This window comes from Pseudoalteromonas sp. TB41, from assembly GCF_000497975.1.
Classification (GTDB): domain Bacteria; phylum Pseudomonadota; class Gammaproteobacteria; order Enterobacterales; family Alteromonadaceae; genus Pseudoalteromonas; species Pseudoalteromonas tetraodonis.
This window is the reverse complement of the sequence record NZ_AUTH01000084.1, coordinates 55,604-73,700: the sequence shown is the minus strand read 5'-3', so window position 1 is coordinate 73,700 and position 18,097 is coordinate 55,604. Positions and strand designations below refer to the sequence as shown.

General features: G+C 40.5%; 14 protein-coding genes. 9 read left to right on the top strand and 5 right to left on the bottom strand.

The genetic code is table 11. The features are described 5' to 3' along the window. Window positions 1-88 precede the first annotated feature (88 nt). Entirely contained in the window at window positions 89-2,563 is a 2,475-nt protein-coding gene (locus tag L641_RS0113160; RefSeq protein WP_024602146.1) for a penicillin-binding protein 1A, read from the top strand. A 48-nt stretch (window positions 2,564-2,611) separates the two neighbouring features. Here L641_RS0113160 and metL read toward each other — a convergent pair whose 3' ends face one another. Beyond that, on the bottom strand, window positions 2,612-4,957 hold the full coding sequence (gene metL / locus L641_RS0113155) for a bifunctional aspartate kinase/homoserine dehydrogenase II (protein ID WP_024602145.1): 2,346 nt from the start codon (window positions 4,955-4,957) through the stop codon (window positions 2,612-2,614). A 49-nt stretch (window positions 4,958-5,006) separates the two neighbouring features. Next, window positions 5,007-6,254, bottom strand: coding sequence for a cystathionine gamma-synthase (gene metB, locus L641_RS0113150; protein ID WP_024602144.1), 1,248 nt, complete (start codon window positions 6,252-6,254; stop codon window positions 5,007-5,009). A 198-nt stretch (window positions 6,255-6,452) separates the two neighbouring features. Here metB and metJ point away from each other — a divergent pair, with 198 nt between their 5' ends. Then, window positions 6,453-6,773 carry a met regulon transcriptional regulator MetJ gene (gene metJ, locus L641_RS0113145; protein ID WP_008115021.1) on the top strand — a complete coding sequence of 107 codons (321 nt, stop codon included), beginning with the start codon at window positions 6,453-6,455 and terminating at the stop codon, window positions 6,771-6,773. A 68-nt stretch (window positions 6,774-6,841) separates the two neighbouring features. On the opposite strand, the gene L641_RS0113140 is transcribed toward metJ, so the two are convergent. Further along, window positions 6,842-8,083, bottom strand: a complete 1,242-nt coding sequence (locus tag L641_RS0113140) for a malic enzyme-like NAD(P)-binding protein (RefSeq protein ID WP_013463901.1) — start codon at window positions 8,081-8,083, stop codon at window positions 6,842-6,844. Between the two features lie 525 nt (window positions 8,084-8,608). Then, window positions 8,609-8,824, bottom strand: coding sequence for a 50S ribosomal protein L31 (rpmE, locus tag L641_RS0113135; RefSeq protein WP_008115018.1), 216 nt, complete (start codon window positions 8,822-8,824; stop codon window positions 8,609-8,611). Between the two features lie 230 nt (window positions 8,825-9,054). Here rpmE and priA point away from each other — a divergent pair, with 230 nt between their 5' ends. From priA to L641_RS0113110, 5 genes are all read left to right on the top strand, one after another. Next, window positions 9,055-11,238: a primosomal protein N' gene (gene priA, locus L641_RS0113130; protein WP_024602143.1), complete on the top strand. Its 2,184-nt coding sequence runs from the start codon at window positions 9,055-9,057 to the stop codon at window positions 11,236-11,238. A gap of 20 nt (window positions 11,239-11,258) precedes the next feature. Continuing rightward, window positions 11,259-11,786, top strand: coding sequence for an SPOR domain-containing protein (locus tag L641_RS0113125; protein ID WP_008115014.1), 528 nt, complete (start codon window positions 11,259-11,261; stop codon window positions 11,784-11,786). 80 nt (window positions 11,787-11,866) lie between these two features. Then, window positions 11,867-12,385: an ATP-dependent protease subunit HslV gene (gene hslV / locus L641_RS0113120; protein ID WP_008115012.1), complete on the top strand. Its 519-nt coding sequence runs from the start codon at window positions 11,867-11,869 to the stop codon at window positions 12,383-12,385. Between the two features lie 12 nt (window positions 12,386-12,397). Continuing rightward, window positions 12,398-13,726, top strand: a complete 1,329-nt coding sequence (gene hslU, locus L641_RS0113115; protein WP_013463899.1) for an HslU--HslV peptidase ATPase subunit — start codon at window positions 12,398-12,400, stop codon at window positions 13,724-13,726. 65 nt (window positions 13,727-13,791) lie between these two features. Then, entirely contained in the window at window positions 13,792-14,166 is a 375-nt protein-coding gene (locus L641_RS0113110) for a gamma-butyrobetaine hydroxylase-like domain-containing protein (RefSeq protein ID WP_008115008.1), read from the top strand. A 70-nt stretch (window positions 14,167-14,236) separates the two neighbouring features. On the opposite strand, the gene L641_RS0113105 is transcribed toward L641_RS0113110, so the two are convergent. Further along, the gene (locus L641_RS0113105; RefSeq protein ID WP_024602142.1) at window positions 14,237-16,117 is read right to left on the bottom strand and encodes a HAMP domain-containing methyl-accepting chemotaxis protein; all 1,881 of its coding nucleotides are present in this window, start codon (window positions 16,115-16,117) and stop codon (window positions 14,237-14,239) included. Window positions 16,118-16,543: 426 nt separating this feature from the next. Here L641_RS0113105 and rraA point away from each other — a divergent pair, with 426 nt between their 5' ends. Both rraA and L641_RS0113095 read left to right on the top strand, forming a co-directional pair. Continuing rightward, the gene (gene rraA, locus L641_RS0113100; protein WP_008115004.1) at window positions 16,544-17,041 is read left to right on the top strand and encodes a ribonuclease E activity regulator RraA; all 498 of its coding nucleotides are present in this window, start codon (window positions 16,544-16,546) and stop codon (window positions 17,039-17,041) included. A gap of 1 nt (window position 17,042) precedes the next feature. Continuing rightward, the gene (locus L641_RS0113095; RefSeq protein WP_024602141.1) at window positions 17,043-18,092 is read left to right on the top strand and encodes a formimidoylglutamase; all 1,050 of its coding nucleotides are present in this window, start codon (window positions 17,043-17,045) and stop codon (window positions 18,090-18,092) included. Window positions 18,093-18,097 lie beyond the last annotated feature (5 nt).

Here is an 18,097-nt window from a genome sequence, read left to right as displayed (position 1 = left end):
TTATATCTTAAAAAATATTATTCAATTTTTAATCAATATATACTAGCAGTCTCAACCTGTAATTGGGAGTCCGTTTAGGGAAATATCAGTGATTTTATTAAAAAGAACTTTACAATTTTTGATCATTTGTGCATTACTTGCACTAATTACATTGCTCAGCCTTTATTACTACGTTAAATCCGATATTCCCAGCGTGCAAGTTTTAAAAAACGTGCAATTACAAACGCCTATGCAAGTATTTACTAAAGATGGGCTTTTAATCAACCAATTTGGTGAAAAAAGACGGATCCCTGTAACTATAGACCAAATTCCCCAGCCTTTATTGCAGGCTTTTTTGGCAACTGAAGATAACCGCTTTTACGATCATATCGGTATTGATCCAATTGGTATTGTGCGCTCAGCGCTAGTACTTATTTCTACTGGTGAGAAAAAGCAAGGTGCCAGTACTATTACCATGCAATTAGCTCGTAACTTCTTTTTAACACGAGAAAAAGCCTACATTCGTAAAGTAAAAGAAATATTTATTGCCATTCATATCGAAAACCTCCTCTCAAAAGATGAAATATTTGAGCTTTACCTAAATAAAATAGAATTAGGAAATCGTGCCTTTGGTATTGGTGCTGCGGCGCAAGTTTATTATGGTAAAGAACTAAAAGAGTTAACTCTTGCGCAAATGGCAATGATTGCTGGTTTACCAAAAGCTCCTTCGGCACTTAATCCTATTCGTAATCCAGAACGTGCTAAAGCAAGAAGAAATGTGGTGTTAGGAAGAATGCTTGAAGAGAAGTATATTTCAAGAGCGCAGTATAACGAAGCCACTAACCAACCAATTACCGCGTATTTTCATGGAGCTGAAATTGACTTATATGCGCCGTACATTTCAGAAATGGTACGAGCAGAAATGGTGTCACGCTACGGTATAGATAAAGCCTATAACTCAGGGTTTAAAGTGTATACCTCTGTTGAATCAGATGTTCAAAAAGCAGCACAAACAGCTCTAGTTAATAACCTACATGCCTACGATATGCGCCATGGTTTTAGAGGCCCTGAAGCCATATTGTGGGATCCGCAAACAGAGCCGCCATTAACGCAGTCGAAATTATTAAACACTTTAAAAACTGTTAATGAATTTGGCCCTTTAAAAACGGCTGCGGTGTTAAGCGTGAGCGATAAAAGCGCTGAAGTTATACTTAAAAGCGGCGAGCGCACAACCCTTACTTGGGATAACCTAAAATGGGCACGTAAGTTTATTACACGCTATCGCCAAAGCTTTGCGCCTGAAACAGCAAGCGATATATTAACTCCAGGCATGCAAATATGGCTTCGCAAAAATGACGATAATAGCTATATTTTAAGTCAAATACCTGAAGCGGCGAGCGCCATTGTTTCTTTAGACCCACAAGACGGGCGCATAAAAGCCATTGTTGGTGGATATAGTTTTGAACAAAGCCAATATAACCGAGCTGTACAAGCTAAACGCCAAGTAGGCTCAAATATTAAGCCGTTTATATATTCAGCTGCGCTTGAAAAAGGCTACACACTAGCGTCAATTTTAAATGATGCTCCTATAAATCAATGGGATAAGAGCCAAGGCGTTGCATGGCGACCAAAAAACAGCCCAGCTATTTATAATGGTCCAATTCGCATTCGTCGTGCTTTAGCCCAATCTAAGAATGTAATTTCCGTACGCTTATTAAGGGGCGTTGGACTGCAAAGAACAGCCGATCATTTATTAAAATTTGGTTTTGACGATAAAGATATAAATCGTAGTGAGTCACTGGCATTAGGCAGTGCATCCATTACGCCGCTTGAATTAGCACGCGGGATGAGTGCTTTTGCTAATGGCGGTCACCTAATTGAGCCGTACTTTATTTCACAAATCCAAGATGCAATGGGTAATACGTTATTTAAAACCAATCCCACCATTATTTGTGATGATGAAACGACAACACCTAGCTCGCTAATGCTAGGTGAGCAAGTAGCACCAAATTGTGCGCCGCAGATCATCTCTAAACAAAATGCATTTTTAATTGCCAGCGCAATGAATAGTGCTATTTGGGGTGGCGGTAGCTGGTCACATAAAACCGGTTGGAGTGGAACAGGCTGGCGTGCACAAGCGCTAAAACGTCGCGATCTTTCTGGTAAAACAGGCACGACTAATGATTCTGTAGATACTTGGTTTAGTGGCTTTAACCGCGATGTGATGACATCAGTTTGGGTTGGCTTTGATAACCCAGGTAATACGCTGGGACGCTCAACCTACAATAACAACTTAGGAAGTGGTCAAATATCAGGTGCTGAGTCAGGCGCAAAAACAGCTCAGCCTGCATGGGTTGATTTTATGCGCGCCGCACTGGATGGCAAACCTGCTGCGCCCATCGAACCACCTGAAGGCTTAGTTTCTATTCGTATTGATTTAGAAACCGGATTATTAAGTCATAAAAACGATTACACCAGCCGTTTTGAATACTTTGAAAAAGGCACCGCTCCTACCAAGTATGTGTTATCACAACCAAATGATATATTTGAAGAAAACACTAAAACTGAAGAAGAGCTATTTTAAATATAGCGAACAGTAAAAAGGCCGCAAATTAGCGGCCTTTTTGATGGTCTAACTAATATTTTGTACCAACCAGTATAAGTCAGAGTGAACGCCAGCAGCAGTCACTTCTTTACCCGCTCCGGGGCCTTGTATCACTAATGCGTTTTGCTTATACCACTGGGTATTAATCACAAAAATATTATCGCCAGGGGTCAAATTCGCAACCGCTTCGCTTTTTGGTACATAGGTAATCCCTACCTTAGCGTTTAACGTGTTGTTTTCAAACTCTAATAACCCGGTGTAGCACAGTGCAGCATTTTGTTGCTGAGCCGCTTGCGCATGCTGCTCAATAAATGCATCTAAACGATCCTTATTATCAATAAAGTTATTCCAGCTGCCAGCACTTAACTCATCGGGCATCAAAGCGGATAAAGAAATGTCATCAAGTTCCAATTCAATACCTAATTCACGCGCTAAAATAAGCAACTTACGTTGCATATCTCGTCCAGATAAGTCTTCTCGAGGATCCGGCTCTGTGAACCCCAAAGCTTGCGCTTCTAGAACTAAATCTGAAAACGCTTTACTGCCATCATACATACTGCATAACCATGACAGCGTGCCTGAAAACACGCCTTCTATTCGCGTTATTTTATCGCCACTATTTTGTAAATCAGCCAAGGCAAAATTAATCGGTAGTCCGGCCCCTACACTTGCATTATAACGCCAATGTAAGCCACGTTGAGCAAGGCTTTCACGTAGTGTTTGATACCACGAAAGCGATGCGGTTCCCGCGTATTTATTAGCACTAATTAGATGGCAGTTTAATTCAACTAACTTACTATAAAGCTGACTAAAATGTTCACTGGCGGTAATGTCGATCACTATTTTATGTTCATACTCAAGAGTATCTATGTATGACAATAAATCGGCTTGTTTATAGGAGCTTGCATGGTTTTCCCATTGAAGTTGCCAGCTTTCACAGTCTAATCCATTAGCATTCACCAGCATCTGCTCTGAGCGTAAAAGCGCTACTAACTTGACGTTAAAATCAGTTGATAAGCGTGCTAGTTGAGCAGGTAATTGGCGCATAAACTCAGCACCTACATTACCAAGTCCTGCAATAATTAAAGCTATTTCTTGTGCTTTATTAATGAGCTTGTCATGTAATAGGCTCAGCACATCACTTTCAAGTACTTGATCGGTTAATAGTAACGTATATCCCTCACCGTAATGGGTAAACCGAGGCTGGATAGATTGTGTTTGTAATAAGGCTTCACTTTGCTTACCAAGCGGCGCTACCTCTTGATCAGGTGCAATAATCGCCACCCCATTTAAGTTTGACTCACTAATATTGGCGCGGCCAGCAAAATAATTAGCCACCTGATGTGTCGCTGACGCAGGGACTAGTAAGTAGATTTCGCCTTCGTGTTCAAAGTGATGCAAACTATGCTGAATAAGTTGGCTAACATGTGCTACTTCGCCTTCACTCAGATCATCAACAATGAGTAAATCCACATTATTTACTGTGGTTAAAAAGCGTTTTTGTTTACTCATTCCTAGTTTAACTATTTCGGTATGACTGCCTTGAGGATCGTAACTACTGCGAACAACTAATTCTATATCGGTATCTTTTAATGGCGATAATGTTTTAGCGTGTAATACTGGATTACCTAACCTCGCTAATAAATTCGCTTGATCACGGCACACTCGCGCATACTTAACCGCATTAGCAACCTTACGCGGATCAGTACTAAAAACACCTTGAGTGTCAGTCCAAATAGAGACTTTTTTAGCATTGCAATACCGCGCTAATAAAGTGGCACTGTAATCACTGCCATTTCGCCCTAAGGTCACTGTTTCACCATGTAAATCAGCCGCAATAAACCCCGTAACTACATTAATTTTACTCGTCTGTATGGCTTTTAAGCACTGCTGCTGATTATTAGCATGCTGCAGCTGTCCGGTATCTAACGTAAATAACTGCCTAGCGTCATGGGCACAAGCGCTAACGTTAAGCTGTTCTAAGTAAGCGCTTAGTAACCTTGCAGACCACAATTCACCATGTGCTAATAACGCAGCTTCAGCTAATGTCCCTTGCTTAGCCTGCTTGGTAATAATACTGAGCTCAGTTTCAAGTAAATCAAGCGCATGGTGCTTAGCGTTAGCTATTAATAATTGCTCAATTAGAGCTATTTGATGGTTGCTCAATAGCAATACAATATCAGCAATAGCTTGAGTGTCTTGCTGTTGGTAGCTTTGCCACAGTTTAACTAAGGTATCGGTGGTTTTACCGGCAGCCGATACCACCACACAATCCCCAGCTTGAGCGTGAGTTAAAATAATATTTGCGACACTTTTAAAGCGATCCGCTGAGCTTAAACTCGAACCACCAAATTTATGAACCTGATTTACCATATTAATACCGACTCGCATTTATGTTTTGTATTTTGAAGATTGGTATGCACTACCATAACGCCGGATTCGCCGCGTTTAACTTTGCTGAACCAAATGATTCACTAGCACCACTTTTTGCCGATAGGCCGGGATTGGCTTGCCCTGGGCGCACCAAATTAAATACCCTGTCTAAGTCAGCGAGTAAATCATTTACATCTTCAATACCCACCGAGATACGAATAAGCGTGTCGCCTACTCCGGCTTCTGCACGCGCGGTTGCGTCCATGCCGGCGTGGGTCATAGTCGCAGGGTGACAAATCAAACTTTCTACTCCACCTAATGATTCCGCTAAGCTAAATTCATTTAAGCGCGTTAAAAACGCTGCAGCATCGTTTATATCGCCTTTTATATCAAAGCTAACCATAGCACCAAAGCCAAGCTGCTGCGCCTTAGCTAGCGCATGTTGAGGGTGTGATTCAAGACCTGGGTAGTAAACTTGGGCAACAAACTGGGAGCGTTCTAAATACTGTGCAATGGCGAGTGCATTTTCTTGGTGTTGCCTTAAACGCACGTTTAAAGTACGTAAGCCTCTGAGCGTTAAATAGCTATCAAATGGCGCGCCGGTGATGCCAATGTTATTTGCCCACCACGCTAACTCTTCACCTAACTCAGCAGTCGCTGCGATAACCGCGCCACCAACAACGTCTGAATGGCCATTGATATATTTTGTGGTTGAGTGCACCACAATATCAGCGCCAAACTTAATCGGGTTTTGTAATGCTGGCGATAAAAATGTGTTGTCGGCGGCAACCAGTGCACCACACTGTTTAGCTGTATCAGTTACCGCTTTAATATCTGTTAAGCGTAAAATAGGATTGCTAGGTGTTTCAATCCAAATCAGCTTAGGTTTAATAGCAAGGATGCGTGTCAAACTGTCGCTTTTGGTAAAATCGACCACTTCTAGTTTTAATAAGCCGCGCTTTTCTAGCGAAGTAAATAAGCGATAGCTGCCCCCATAACAGTCATGAGGGATCACTAACGTATCGTCACTATTAAGTAATTGTGTTGTTAGGTGAACGGCTGCCATGCCTGTTGCGGTAATAATGCCTTTAGCGCCACCTTCAAGCTCCGTGAGCGCCTCAGCCAAAATGTCACGATTAGGGTTACCACTGCGGCCATAATCATATTGACGCTTTGTATCAAAGTCAGCAAATGAGTAAGTTGTTGATAAATAAAGCGGTGGAACAACCGCACCATGCTGTTTGTCGGCTTCTATTCCACTACGAACAGCAATTGTTGCCTTATTTTTTTCACTCATTTTCGCTACCTTTACTAATTTGGATGTTTAGACGTCTAAAAGGTAGCGTATGCAATTTAAGATGTCAAAACATTTAAATGTCTAGATAGCTAAATAACTAGTATTTGACTATCTTTTTTAAACCGATAGAATTTCACGCATATTTACACGCTTTGATGCTGTGTGAGCAATTTATAATCTGAGGCAACGATACATCTTATGGCTAAATGGAATGGTGAATATATTCACCCATACGCAGAACACGGGAAAAAATCCGAACAAGTAAAGAAGATCACCGTTTCGATCCCGCTAAATGTATTAAAAGTATTAACTGATGAACGTACTCGTCGTCAAATAAACAACTTACGTCATGCAACAAATAGCGAGCTTTTATGCGAAGCGTTTTTGCATGCGTTTACCGGGCAACCGCTGCCTAATGATGATGATTTGCGTAAAGATAACGCAGAAAAAGTACCTGAAGAAGTGAAGAAAATAATGCAAGAAATGGGACTAGAAGTGCCTATTTTAAATGAAGACTAGAAGGGTCTTTATACAAAAAAACCTCAGCAAATGCTGAGGTTTTTTTTGCGCTAATTTATACTTAACAATTACGCCATGTAGTTTTCTGGCATATCAATTTGTGCAACGCCAGAGTCTACCGCCGCCTGCGCAACCGCTTTAGCTATACGTGGTAACAAACGTGGATCCATTGGTTTTGGTATAATATATTTAGCACCAAACTCTAATTTGTCGATGCCTGCGGCAGTAAGCACTTCAGTCGGTACGGGCTCTTTAGCAATACTACGAATTGCTTCTACAGCAGCAATTTTCATCTCGTCGTTTATTTCACTGGCACGTACATCTAACGCACCACGGAAAATAAACGGAAAACACAATACGTTATTAACTTGATTCGGATAATCAGAGCGACCTGTAGCCATAATTAAATCGTTACGTGCAGCGTGTGCTAATTGCGGATCGATTTCAGGATCGGGGTTTGAACAAGCAAATACCACGGGTCTATCAGCCATTAATTTTAAATCTTCAGGGGCTAATAAATTAGGGCCCGATACACCCACAAACACATCGGCATCTTCAATTACATCTTGTAAAGTACGTTTATCGGTATTGTTTGCAAATAATTGCTTATATTCATTCAAGTCATCACGACGCGTATGAATAACTCCTTTGCGATCTAACATATAAATATGTTCACGCAACGCGCCACATTTAATTAAAAGCTCCATACAGGCAACAGCTGCAGCGCCGGCACCTAAACATACAATAATTGCATCTTCAATTGCTTTGCCCTGTACTTCCAGCGCGTTTAGCATACCCGCAGCCGTTACAATAGCCGTACCATGCTGATCATCATGAAAAACAGGAATGCTACAACGCTCTATAAGCGCTTTTTCTATTTCAAAACACTCGGGCGCTTTAATATCTTCTAAATTAATTCCACCAAAAGTGTCGGCAATATTAGCCACCGTGTTAATAAAGTCTTCGGTAGTACGGTGCTTAACTTCAATATCTATAGAGTCTAACCCTGCAAAACGCTTAAATAGTAGCGCTTTACCTTCCATAACGGGTTTTGAAGCCAGTGGACCTAAATTACCTAAGCCTAAAATTGCGGTGCCGTTAGTAATAACCGCAACCATATTTCCTTTACCAGTATATTTGTAGGCATTTGCTGGATCAGCGGCAATTTCACGAACAGGTTCTGCGACACCGGGGCTGTATGCGAGCGCGAGGTCTTTAACCGTCTCAGCGGGCTTGGTCAGCTCAATACTGATTTTACCTGGAACGGGATGGGCATGGTAATGTAGTGCTTGTTCACGAAAATCTGACATAACGCGATTATATCCTGCAATTTAAGTTAAAGTGAGAGGTAGTTTTAATCTACGATACCTTTATTATTTTTAAATTCCAAGCAATATCAGGTCTATCCTGTTATATGCTAGAACTGTTAATTTTAAGTGATTTATCAGCAACTTCCCTAGATTATCCTGACATTTTTAAAATATAAATTCGTCATAAAAATGAAAAACACAGGTACTTTTTGCCCTTGTTCTATTTTTATAAAGCGTATTTTTTAGTCTTAAATTAAAATAGTGAAATACCGAATTTTATTTAACTTTAAACACAAATAACCTCACGTTACCTGCATTTGAGTACCATCTTTAAAGTTTAACAAATAAAAATATAGAGAATATTGGCTGTTTTGTCTGCAAATGTTTATGCATACTCAGAATAAGAACAGGAAATAGTTATGCAAAAAAAATAAATACAAAATTGCTAAGAAAGCAGGTAGGAAAGTAAATTTTGGCCACAAAAAAAGCACCCTAAGGTGCTTTTTTTTACATAGAAACAAAAAATTATTTTTTGCTGCTAAGTGCACCGAAGCGCTTGTTGAAGCGATCAACACGGCCGCCAGTGTCTAAAATCTTTTGCTTACCAGTGTAAAACGGGTGACACGCAGAACATACGTCTAAGTGAATGTCTTTACACAGAGTAGAACGAGTTTCGAATTTGTTTCCGCATGAACAAGTTGCAGAAATTACTTCGTACTTAGGGTGAATACCTTCTTTCATAGGAACCTCTAGTTAAGGCCGCATCGCTCTCCAAACCCGAAGTCTGGCACCATACGTCGTTAAAACAAATTTATTGGTCGCGAATTTTATCCAACAACCCGCACGCACACAAGCTTTAATTACCCTTTTTGCTAAAAAGTCGGCAAACACCTATCCATTACTGATTTGTCGGTAGGCTTTTAATGCTATTTTTAGTACATTAAACCATTACGTTAATTGGTTGAGTTGTTATGCGTTTTGCTGAAGTTGCAATAAAAGTCCCCTTGCCTCGCACCTTTGATTATAAAGTGGATGAGCAATTAGTACCGCTGACTCAATTACAGCCTGGTATGCGCGTGTTAGTCCCTTTTGGTAATCAACGTAAAGTAGCGGTTATTCTTAGCTTAAAAGCGGAAACAGCAGTCCCCGAAGGCAAAATAAAATCTATTATTGAAGTTATTGACGACTCACCGGTGTTATCTGCGCAGCATTTAGAGCTACTGAAATTTACAGCGCGTTATTATTGCTATCCACTCGGTGAAACTATTCATATTGCATTGCCCAGTGCACTGCGCCAAGGTGAGTGCCCTGATAAAACCAGTATAAACATGGTGACATTAAGCGAAAAGGGGGCACTTTTACCGTCTTTAAAAGCTAAAACACAGCTTAATTTGCTTAAGCAATTATCAGCATCCGGTAAATCATCATTAACCGAACTCAAAGCCCTCGGGTTTAATAAAAAAACCATTGATACCCTTTTAGATAAAGAGCTAATAATTCAAACCATTGAGCACGACAATCAATGGCAACATACCTCGCCAACGGTTGGCAGCAAACCCCGTTTAAATAAAGAGCAAGCCATTGCCTGCACTGCAATTAATCAAAGTACGGGGTTTAATAGCTTTTTGCTAGAAGGTGTCACTGGCAGCGGAAAAACCGAAGTTTACCTGCAATGCCTAGAAGAAGTATTAAAACGTGGCGAACAGGCGTTAGTGCTCGTTCCTGAAATCGGGCTAACGCCTCAAACGGTCAATCGTTTTAGACGTCGCTTTCCTGACACCCCTATTATGTTATGGCACTCGGCATTAACCGATAACGAGCGTCTGCAAACATGGCGCTTTTGTGAAAAAGGCAGTTGCGCCATTGTTATAGGTACCCGTTCGAGTATTTTTCTGCCATTTTTAAAGCTCGGGATGATTGTGGTTGATGAGGAGCATGATGCCTCATTTAAACAACAAGACACTTTACGCTATCATGCCCGTGATTTAGCTGCGTATCGTGCCTATCAGCATCAAATTCCACTTATTTTAGGTAGCGCCACGCCAGCACTAGAAACACTGCATAAAGCTATTAATAACAAATACCAGTTGCTTACATTAAGTGAGCGCGCACAAACCGCCACCGATAATCAGTTTAAGCTGCTCGACATGAAAGGTCAGCCTGATAGAGCCGGTATTGCGCATGCCAGTCTTGCAATAATGCGCCAGCACCTGAATAGGGGAAAGCAGGTGATGGTATTTTTAAATCGCCGTGGGTTTTCTCCTACTTTGATTTGTCATGAATGTGGTTGGTTGAGTGAATGTAGCCGATGCAGCACCAGTGCGACTTTTCATAAGGCAATAGGCCAAATGATTTGCCACCATTGTGGCGATCAATATCATGTACCACATCAATGCCCTGACTGTGGTAGTACGCAAATCTTTCCTAACGGCAAGGGCACCGAGCAAATAGAAGAGTTTTTGAGTAGTGAATTTGCAGACACCCCGATCAGCCGTATCGACCGTGATTCAACTCGGCGTAAAGGTAGCCTTGAAAAAGCACTGGATGAAATAAACCAAGGCGGCGCACGTATTTTAGTTGGTACGCAAATGCTGGCAAAAGGTCACCATTTTGCTGATGTTAGCTTAGTACTTATTTTAGATGTCGATAGTGGTTTGTATTCGTGTGACTTTAGGGCTACTGAGCATTTAGCACAATTAGTAACACAAGTTGCAGGACGCGCGGGACGTTCTGGCGAACCCGGTGAAGTATTATTACAAACGCACTTTCCTGAGCACCCGCTATTACAAGACTTAGTTAATAATGGCTATCAAGATTTTGCCCGCTTTGCACTCACTGAGCGAAGTGATGCACAGTTGCCACCCATTACGAGTATGGCAATTGTTCGCGCACAAGGGCATAACATAAAGCAAGTCGTCGACTTTCTAACGGATTTGGTTCCTGTCAATGGGGTATCTGGTATACAATTGCTCGGACCGATCCCCGCGCCTTTAGAAAAAATTGCGGGAATGTATCGTTTTCAATTACATATTCAAGCGCAAGATCGACGCATACTACATCAGTATCTCGCGCAAATGGTTGATTATCTCAGCACTAGCAAACTTGCACAAAAAGTTCGCTGGAGTTTAGACGTAGACCCTACAGACATGATTTAGGTAAGGCCACATATAACACCATGGCACAGCACGATTATATTAATAAAAAACCAAAAAATAGAAAAAACACTAAACAAGAGCCGGCTAAAAAACCCTTCCCGTTTTTGTTAATCATTATTGCCTTGTTACTAATCGGTGGTTTTGCATACGGACTCTGGTTTGTTAAAAACAATGCCGATCCAGAGCTTGTTGAAAAGCAAGCAAATCCAACACCCGAAAAACAAGTAGAAATAGCTAAACCGCGGCCACCTAAATTTATTAAAGAAATTAAAGAGCATGAGATTCAGGTTGAAGTAAAAGAACTTGAACAAAAAGGCCCTTATGTCATGCAATGTGGTTCATTTAGAACCCATCAGCAAGCTGAAACCTTAAAAGCTAAAATAGCCTTTGCCGGATTAATTTCAGAAATCAAAAAAACCACAGGCAGCAATGGTATTTGGTACAAAGTGCGTTTAGGGCCTTATGAAACCAAGCGTCATGCAGAAAGTGACAAGAACAAACTTAAACGAATTAATATTGTCGGCTGCGGAATTTGGGGCTGGACTTGAATTTAAACCATTCACCCATATAACCTCTTCATAATCGTTTTTTACGCGCTGCCTCTTGCAGCGCGATGATGAGGAATAACATGACTACAATCGTAAGTGTACGCCGTGATGACAAAGTTGTTATTGGTGGTGACGGCCAAGTATCTCTTGGTAACACAGTAATGAAGGGCAATGCCCGAAAAGTTCGACGCCTTTATAATGGCAAAGTTATCGCTGGGTTTGCTGGCGGCACTGCTGATGCCTTTACTCTTTTCGAACGTTTTGAAAGCAAACTAGAAATGCACCAAGGTAACCTCACTAAAGCTGCTGTAGAAATGGCTAAAGATTGGCGTAGCGATCGTGCCCTGCGTAAACTTGAAGCTTTACTTGCTGTTGCTGATGAAACAGCTTCGCTAATTATCACCGGCAACGGTGACGTGGTGCAACCAGAAAACGACCTAATCGCAATTGGCAGCGGCGGTAACTTTGCGCAATCAGCTGCAACCGCCTTATTAGAAAATACCGACTTAAGTGCTCGTGAAATTGTAGAGAAAAGTCTAACAATTGCTGGCAACATCTGTGTATTTACGAATAACTTCCAAACTATCGAAGAATTGTAATAGGAACTCGCTATGTCTGATATGACCCCAAGAGAAATTGTTCATGAGCTAGACCAACATATTATTGGCCAAGCTAAAGCGAAAAAAGCGGTTGCTATTGCCCTTCGTAATCGCTGGCGCCGTATGCAGTTAAACGAAGACTTACGCGCAGAAGTAACGCCAAAAAATATCTTAATGATTGGCCCTACGGGTGTAGGTAAAACTGAGATTGCTCGTCGTTTAGCAAAGCTTGCCAACGCACCTTTTATTAAAGTTGAAGCCACTAAATTTACAGAAGTAGGTTATGTCGGTAAAGAAGTTGAAACTATCATCCGTGATTTAGTTGATGTTTCAATTAAAATGACACGAGAGCAACAAACTAAAAAGTTCAAACATCGCGCTGAAGAAGCGGCTGAAGAACGTATATTAGATGTATTACTGCCTCCAGCGAAAGATCAATACGGTGAAGTTCAGCGCGATGAAAATTCATCGACACGCCAATCGTTTCGTAAAAAGTTACGCGAAGGCCAATTAGATGACAAAGAAATTGATATTGATTTAGCCCAAGCTCAACCTAATATTGAAATTATGGCTCCTCCTGGTATGGAAGAAATGACCAACCAGTTACAGGGAATGTTTCAAAACATGGGTGGTGATAAACGCACTAAGCGTAAGCTTAAAATTAAAGAAGCGTTTAAGTTACTTACTGAAGAAGAAGCCGGTAAACTGGTTAATCCTGAAGAATTAAAAGAACAGGCCATTTTTGCAGTAGAGCAAAACGGCATTGTGTTTATTGATGAAATAGACAAAATTTGTAAACGTGGTGAAGCCTCAGGCCCAGATGTAAGTCGTGAAGGTGTACAACGTGATTTACTTCCGCTTATTGAAGGCTCTACCGTTAATACTAAGCACGGCATGGTAAAAACTGACCACATGTTGTTTATTGCCTCAGGCGCATTCCAAATGTCTAAACCATCAGACATGATCCCTGAGTTACAAGGCCGTTTACCTATTCGTGTTGAACTTGAAGCACTCACAGCCGATGACTTTAAACGTATATTAACTGAGCCACACGCGTCACTTACTGAGCAACAACGCGAGCTACTCAAAACAGAGCAAGTCGCTATTGAATTTAGCGACGACGCAATTGAGCGTATTGCTAAGGCAGCATGGCAAGTAAACGAAAAAACCGAAAATATCGGTGCGCGTCGCCTTCATACAGTTATGGAAAGGCTAATGGAAGAGATTTCATATGACGCTTCTGAAAAAGCGGGTTCAAGCCTTGTTATCGATGCCGCCTACGTTGAAAAACACTTAGGTGCGCTAGTTGAAGATGAAGACTTAAGTCGTTTTATTCTTTAATTGAAAACACAAACAGTTATACTAAAAGCCTCCAATATGGAGGCTTTTTTGTAAGCGAGATGACGATGAAACAAGTTACAAAAGTGCACTATCATAGTGTGAGTAAAAATTTAGATGTTTATTTTGATGATAACTCTGAAGTTATATTTAGCGCTGAGTTTTTACGGGTACACTCTCCCTCAGCAGAGGTTCAAGGCCATGGATCTGAGCCTATGAAGTTAGTACTAAATAAACAAGCAGTGGGCATTAAAACCATTACGCCGGTAGGGCATTACGCGTTACGTTTAGAGTTTGACGATGGCCATAACAGCGGGCTGTTCAGCTGGCAATATTTTGCTAAATTACAAGCTGAACAAACAAGCTTATGGGATACGTATTTAGAGCGTGTTAAACAACATGAAAACAACAAAGACAGCGTACCCATAAAGTTTGTCCCCTAGTATTTAGTCTGAACTTATACTCTGTGAATGAGAAAAAAGCGGCAATTAAGCCACTTTTTTCTGTTAGTAGTTAAACCTTATATTTTGAAATCGCTTGATGAAGTACCCTTGCTTGCTCAGAGACCTCTTCACTGGTTTGCGCATTAGTTTGTGAGTGAGCCGCAGCCCCCTCTGCAATATCTCGAATACGGACCACGTTTTTATTTACCTCAGAAGCCACCTGACTTTGCTCATCAATAGCAGTAGCAATATGTGTACTCATTTCCATAATAGTTTGCACATCAATGGTAATTGATCCTAGCAGCTCACCCGCTTTTGTTGCTTGTGTAGCACTTTCGCCACCTTGAGTACGACATTGGTGCATGATACTCACAACTTCTTGAGTACGCTGTTGTAGGGTGTTAATAATGCCCTCTATTTCGCTGGTTGACTCTTGCGTACGCTGTGCAAGTGAGCGCACTTCATCTGCAACAACCGCAAAGCCACGACCTTGTTCACCCGCTCTCGCCGCTTCAATGGCAGCATTTAAAGCAAGTAAATTAGTTTGCTCTGCAATCGCACGTATCACATCAAGTACAGAACCTATGGTTTCACCATCTTTTTCTAGCTGAGACACCACGCTGGAAGCTTTACCAAGTGAATCGGATAAGGCATTAATATGCTTAATAGTTGACTCTACTTCAACCTGACCTTGCTGGGCGCTTACATTGGTCGATTCAGCTTTTTTAGCGGCGGCTTCAGTATTGTGTGAAATATCTTGAATCGTTGCCTGCATTTCTGTAGCAGCGGTTGCTACCATATCCGCTTCATGCAATTGCTCTTGCATACCAGAGCTAGTCGCTGAGGTTGTTTCAGATAGGTTCCCTGTTGCTATATTAAGCGTTGTTAGAGCCGTATTTACTTCGTAGATGAGATCTTTAAAGTCACTAATTAAACTATTAAAGTCTATGGTCATCCTCGTTACTTCATCTTTCCCTTTATGCTCTATAAACAAGCTTAAGTCATTGTTTTGTCTTATCTTATCTATTGCTTGATAAACTTTTTCAATAGGCTGGATAATTGAACGACTGGTCAAGTACACAAGTAGCATAACGATGATACTAGCAATTATAAAAATGACTATTGCTAATAATTGCGCCTGCTGCGCCGTTTCAGTTACTTGCTCTTTAGTCGCATTAGTGATCAAAGTAACCACTTCATCACTTTTCTTAACACTTATTCTCATTTTCCCTAGGGCACCCGAATTTAAATCGACGCCTAATTCCACCTGCGCCTCTACCAATGCAGTAAATTTATTTTGGTAGTTGGTCATTAACGAGACCAATTGATTGCGTAAATTATTAGGTAGCTCTGCAGCATTTACTTGTTGTTTTAACTCGCTTGCTAATTTATTAAATCGATCTAAATACTTGGTATCTAAACGTAGCATAAAATCTTTTTCAGCTCGACGCAGCTGTAGCATAGTGGTGAGTAATTGGTAATTATTTTGCTCACTAAGCAATGTTTCTATTTTATGAACTGCTTCTCTCAGCTCGCCATATAAAGCGTCTTTTGGGTGCAACCCGATTTTACGCTGTAGTTTTACAACATTTTGAAAGTCGTCATAGTACTGTTGGGCTAACGTAGAAAATTGATTGACCTGAGCCGTAGCAATATTTAAATCTGCAGATAAAACAGATAGCTTTTCTAGTTTAAATTGTAGTTTTTTATATTCTTGCGCAAATAGCTCTAAACTAGACTCATCTTTGTAAAACAAAAAGTCTTTTTCGTATTTACGCATCGAAAGCTCATGCACATCTAGCTCTTCAGCGTACTGAATAGTTTCATTTAATTTAATCATAATACGTGCTTCATAAATGATGATGCACAGCATAACAATCATGGCTAAGCCAACGATTAATGCGTTAAATTGTAAACGACGTTTAATCGTTAGATTCTGTAAAAAGTTCATTGTAAATACCTATATTAAATTTGCCAGTTCAGTATAACGTGATGCTTTCTTGTATTAACATAATTTTGTTACATGAAATAAACAATAATGCCTATCATTAAAAACCAAAAAAGGGCTACCAGTAAAATTTAACCATTAACAAACTCCCTTTATACAAATGGACAATATAATCATCGGCCTGATCACAGTATTGTTTAATTTTAACAGTCTCGCCAATCAGAACTTAAATCTCTCGCACTTATAAACGCTCAGTCCATAGCTTTAAAAATATTTATTTATAAAGATGACAATTTTATTAAAAAATTATGAGTCGTGTTATTGATTTAGTTCTATTTCTGGCTAAATTTACTGCAATTAAGTCGTTGTTATTGAATATAAGGAGGGTATACTAAGTTACTAACTTATGTATCTTTTGAGGATAAAATAATGGATTACAGCACTTCTGATTTATGTGACCATTTCGCTGATGTGGTTGACGTGCTTGAACCTATGTTCATCAACTTTGGTGGTCGACACAGTTTTGGTGGCCGCATTAAAACGGTAAAATGTTTTGAAAATAATGAACTGATCCGTCAATTGCTTTCTCAAGATGGTACAGATCAGATTTTACTTATTGATGGTGGAGGCTCCACTCGTAGAGCCTTAATTGATATTGAACTGGCTGAGCTGGCACTTGAAAACAATTGGCAAGGTATTATTGTATATGGTGCACTGCGCCATGTTGATGAACTTGAAGAACTGGATTTAGGAATTCAAGCCATTGGATCAATTCCGGTTGCAGCTGACAGTGAAGGCGCGGGTGAAAGCGGCATAGGCGTTAACTTTGCGGGTGTATCATTTTTCGATGATGATTTTGTTTATGCCGACAGTACAGGTATTGTACTTTCTGCTGAAGAATTAGAGCTAGAAATAATAGAACTGTAGCGTGACAGCACACCTTAAAGTATATAACGAAAGCACGCTCAAGCGCATTTGTTCTAACCGTGCAGGTGAACAAAAAGCGTGGCAGTCAATGGCATTACTTGACGCAAACGTTAATATACAACAAGCGCTTACTGATGCTGCACAGTTTGGTATGCGCTTTGTTTTACTGGGCGTTTGCGAAGACATTGGACCTAGAGCCAATTTAGGTAAAGGCGGAGCACAACATGCTTGGCCCGCTTTTTTACAACACTTTTTAAACCAACCTCACAATCACGCTATTGCCATGCAAAAAGTGTTACTCCTTGGCGAAGTAAACCTCGATGACTTAATGGAACAAGCACACCCGCTTGATAACCAAAATCCTCTCGATTTAGACCAATTACGTCAGTTGTGCGCTGAGATTGATGTGCGGGTTGAAGCAATTTTAAGCATGATTTTTAAAGCAGGTCTTGAACCCATCATTATTGGTGGCGGACATAACAACTGCTTAGGTATTATTCGCTCGCTTGCAAAATATAAAAACAGCGCAATTAACGCCATTAATTTAGACCCCCATGCCGACTTTAGAGAGTGTGAAGGCAGACACAGTGGCAATGGTTTTCACTACGCCTATCAAGAGCAGCACCTTAACAGTTACCATGTAATTGGCTTACATGAGCTTAAAAATAATCAACAAATTTTTAATGCAATGCAAAGTGCAAAATTTAGTTTCACCAGCTATCAAGCGATTAATGTTAGGCGAGAAATAAGTTTAACGGAGGCAACTAACAATGCACTAAACGCATTTGATAACGCACCGTTGGGAATAGAAGTTGATTTAGATAGCCTAACCAACATGCCTGCAAGCGCATTTAATTATTGCGGTTTTGATGTTAGCGATGGCGAGCATTATGTTTATTTAGCTGCAAGTAATTATCACAGTGCTTATTTACATTTATGCGAAGCAGCACCCTCGCAACATCCTCACTCTCTTGCTGCGGGTAAATTACAATGTGGTCAAGTAATCAGTGCCTTAGTAAATATCTACCTACAAACAAAGCAAAAAATCTAATCTTC

Excerpts from the sequence above, each read along its gene's own strand:
- metL (WP_024602145.1), bottom strand. The coding sequence starts at position 4,957 with ATGGTAAATCAGGTTCATAAATTTGGTGGTTCGAGTTTAAGCTCAGCG.
- hslU (WP_013463899.1), top strand. The coding sequence starts at position 12,398 with ATGTCTGATATGACCCCAAGAGAAATTGTTCATGAGCTAGACCAACAT.
- priA (WP_024602143.1), top strand. The coding sequence starts at position 9,055 with ATGCGTTTTGCTGAAGTTGCAATAAAAGTCCCCTTGCCTCGCACCTTT.
- hslV (WP_008115012.1), top strand. The coding sequence starts at position 11,867 with ATGACTACAATCGTAAGTGTACGCCGTGATGACAAAGTTGTTATTGGT.
- L641_RS0113110 (WP_008115008.1), top strand. The coding sequence starts at position 13,792 with ATGAAACAAGTTACAAAAGTGCACTATCATAGTGTGAGTAAAAATTTA.
- metJ (WP_008115021.1), top strand. The coding sequence starts at position 6,453 with ATGGCTAAATGGAATGGTGAATATATTCACCCATACGCAGAACACGGG.
- rpmE (WP_008115018.1), bottom strand. The coding sequence starts at position 8,824 with ATGAAAGAAGGTATTCACCCTAAGTACGAAGTAATTTCTGCAACTTGT.
- L641_RS0113105 (WP_024602142.1), bottom strand. The coding sequence starts at position 16,117 with ATGAACTTTTTACAGAATCTAACGATTAAACGTCGTTTACAATTTAAC.
- L641_RS0113140 (WP_013463901.1), bottom strand. The coding sequence starts at position 8,083 with ATGTCAGATTTTCGTGAACAAGCACTACATTACCATGCCCATCCCGTT.
- L641_RS0113125 (WP_008115014.1), top strand. The coding sequence starts at position 11,259 with ATGGCACAGCACGATTATATTAATAAAAAACCAAAAAATAGAAAAAAC.
- metB (WP_024602144.1), bottom strand. The coding sequence starts at position 6,254 with ATGAGTGAAAAAAATAAGGCAACAATTGCTGTTCGTAGTGGAATAGAA.
- rraA (WP_008115004.1), top strand. The coding sequence starts at position 16,544 with ATGGATTACAGCACTTCTGATTTATGTGACCATTTCGCTGATGTGGTT.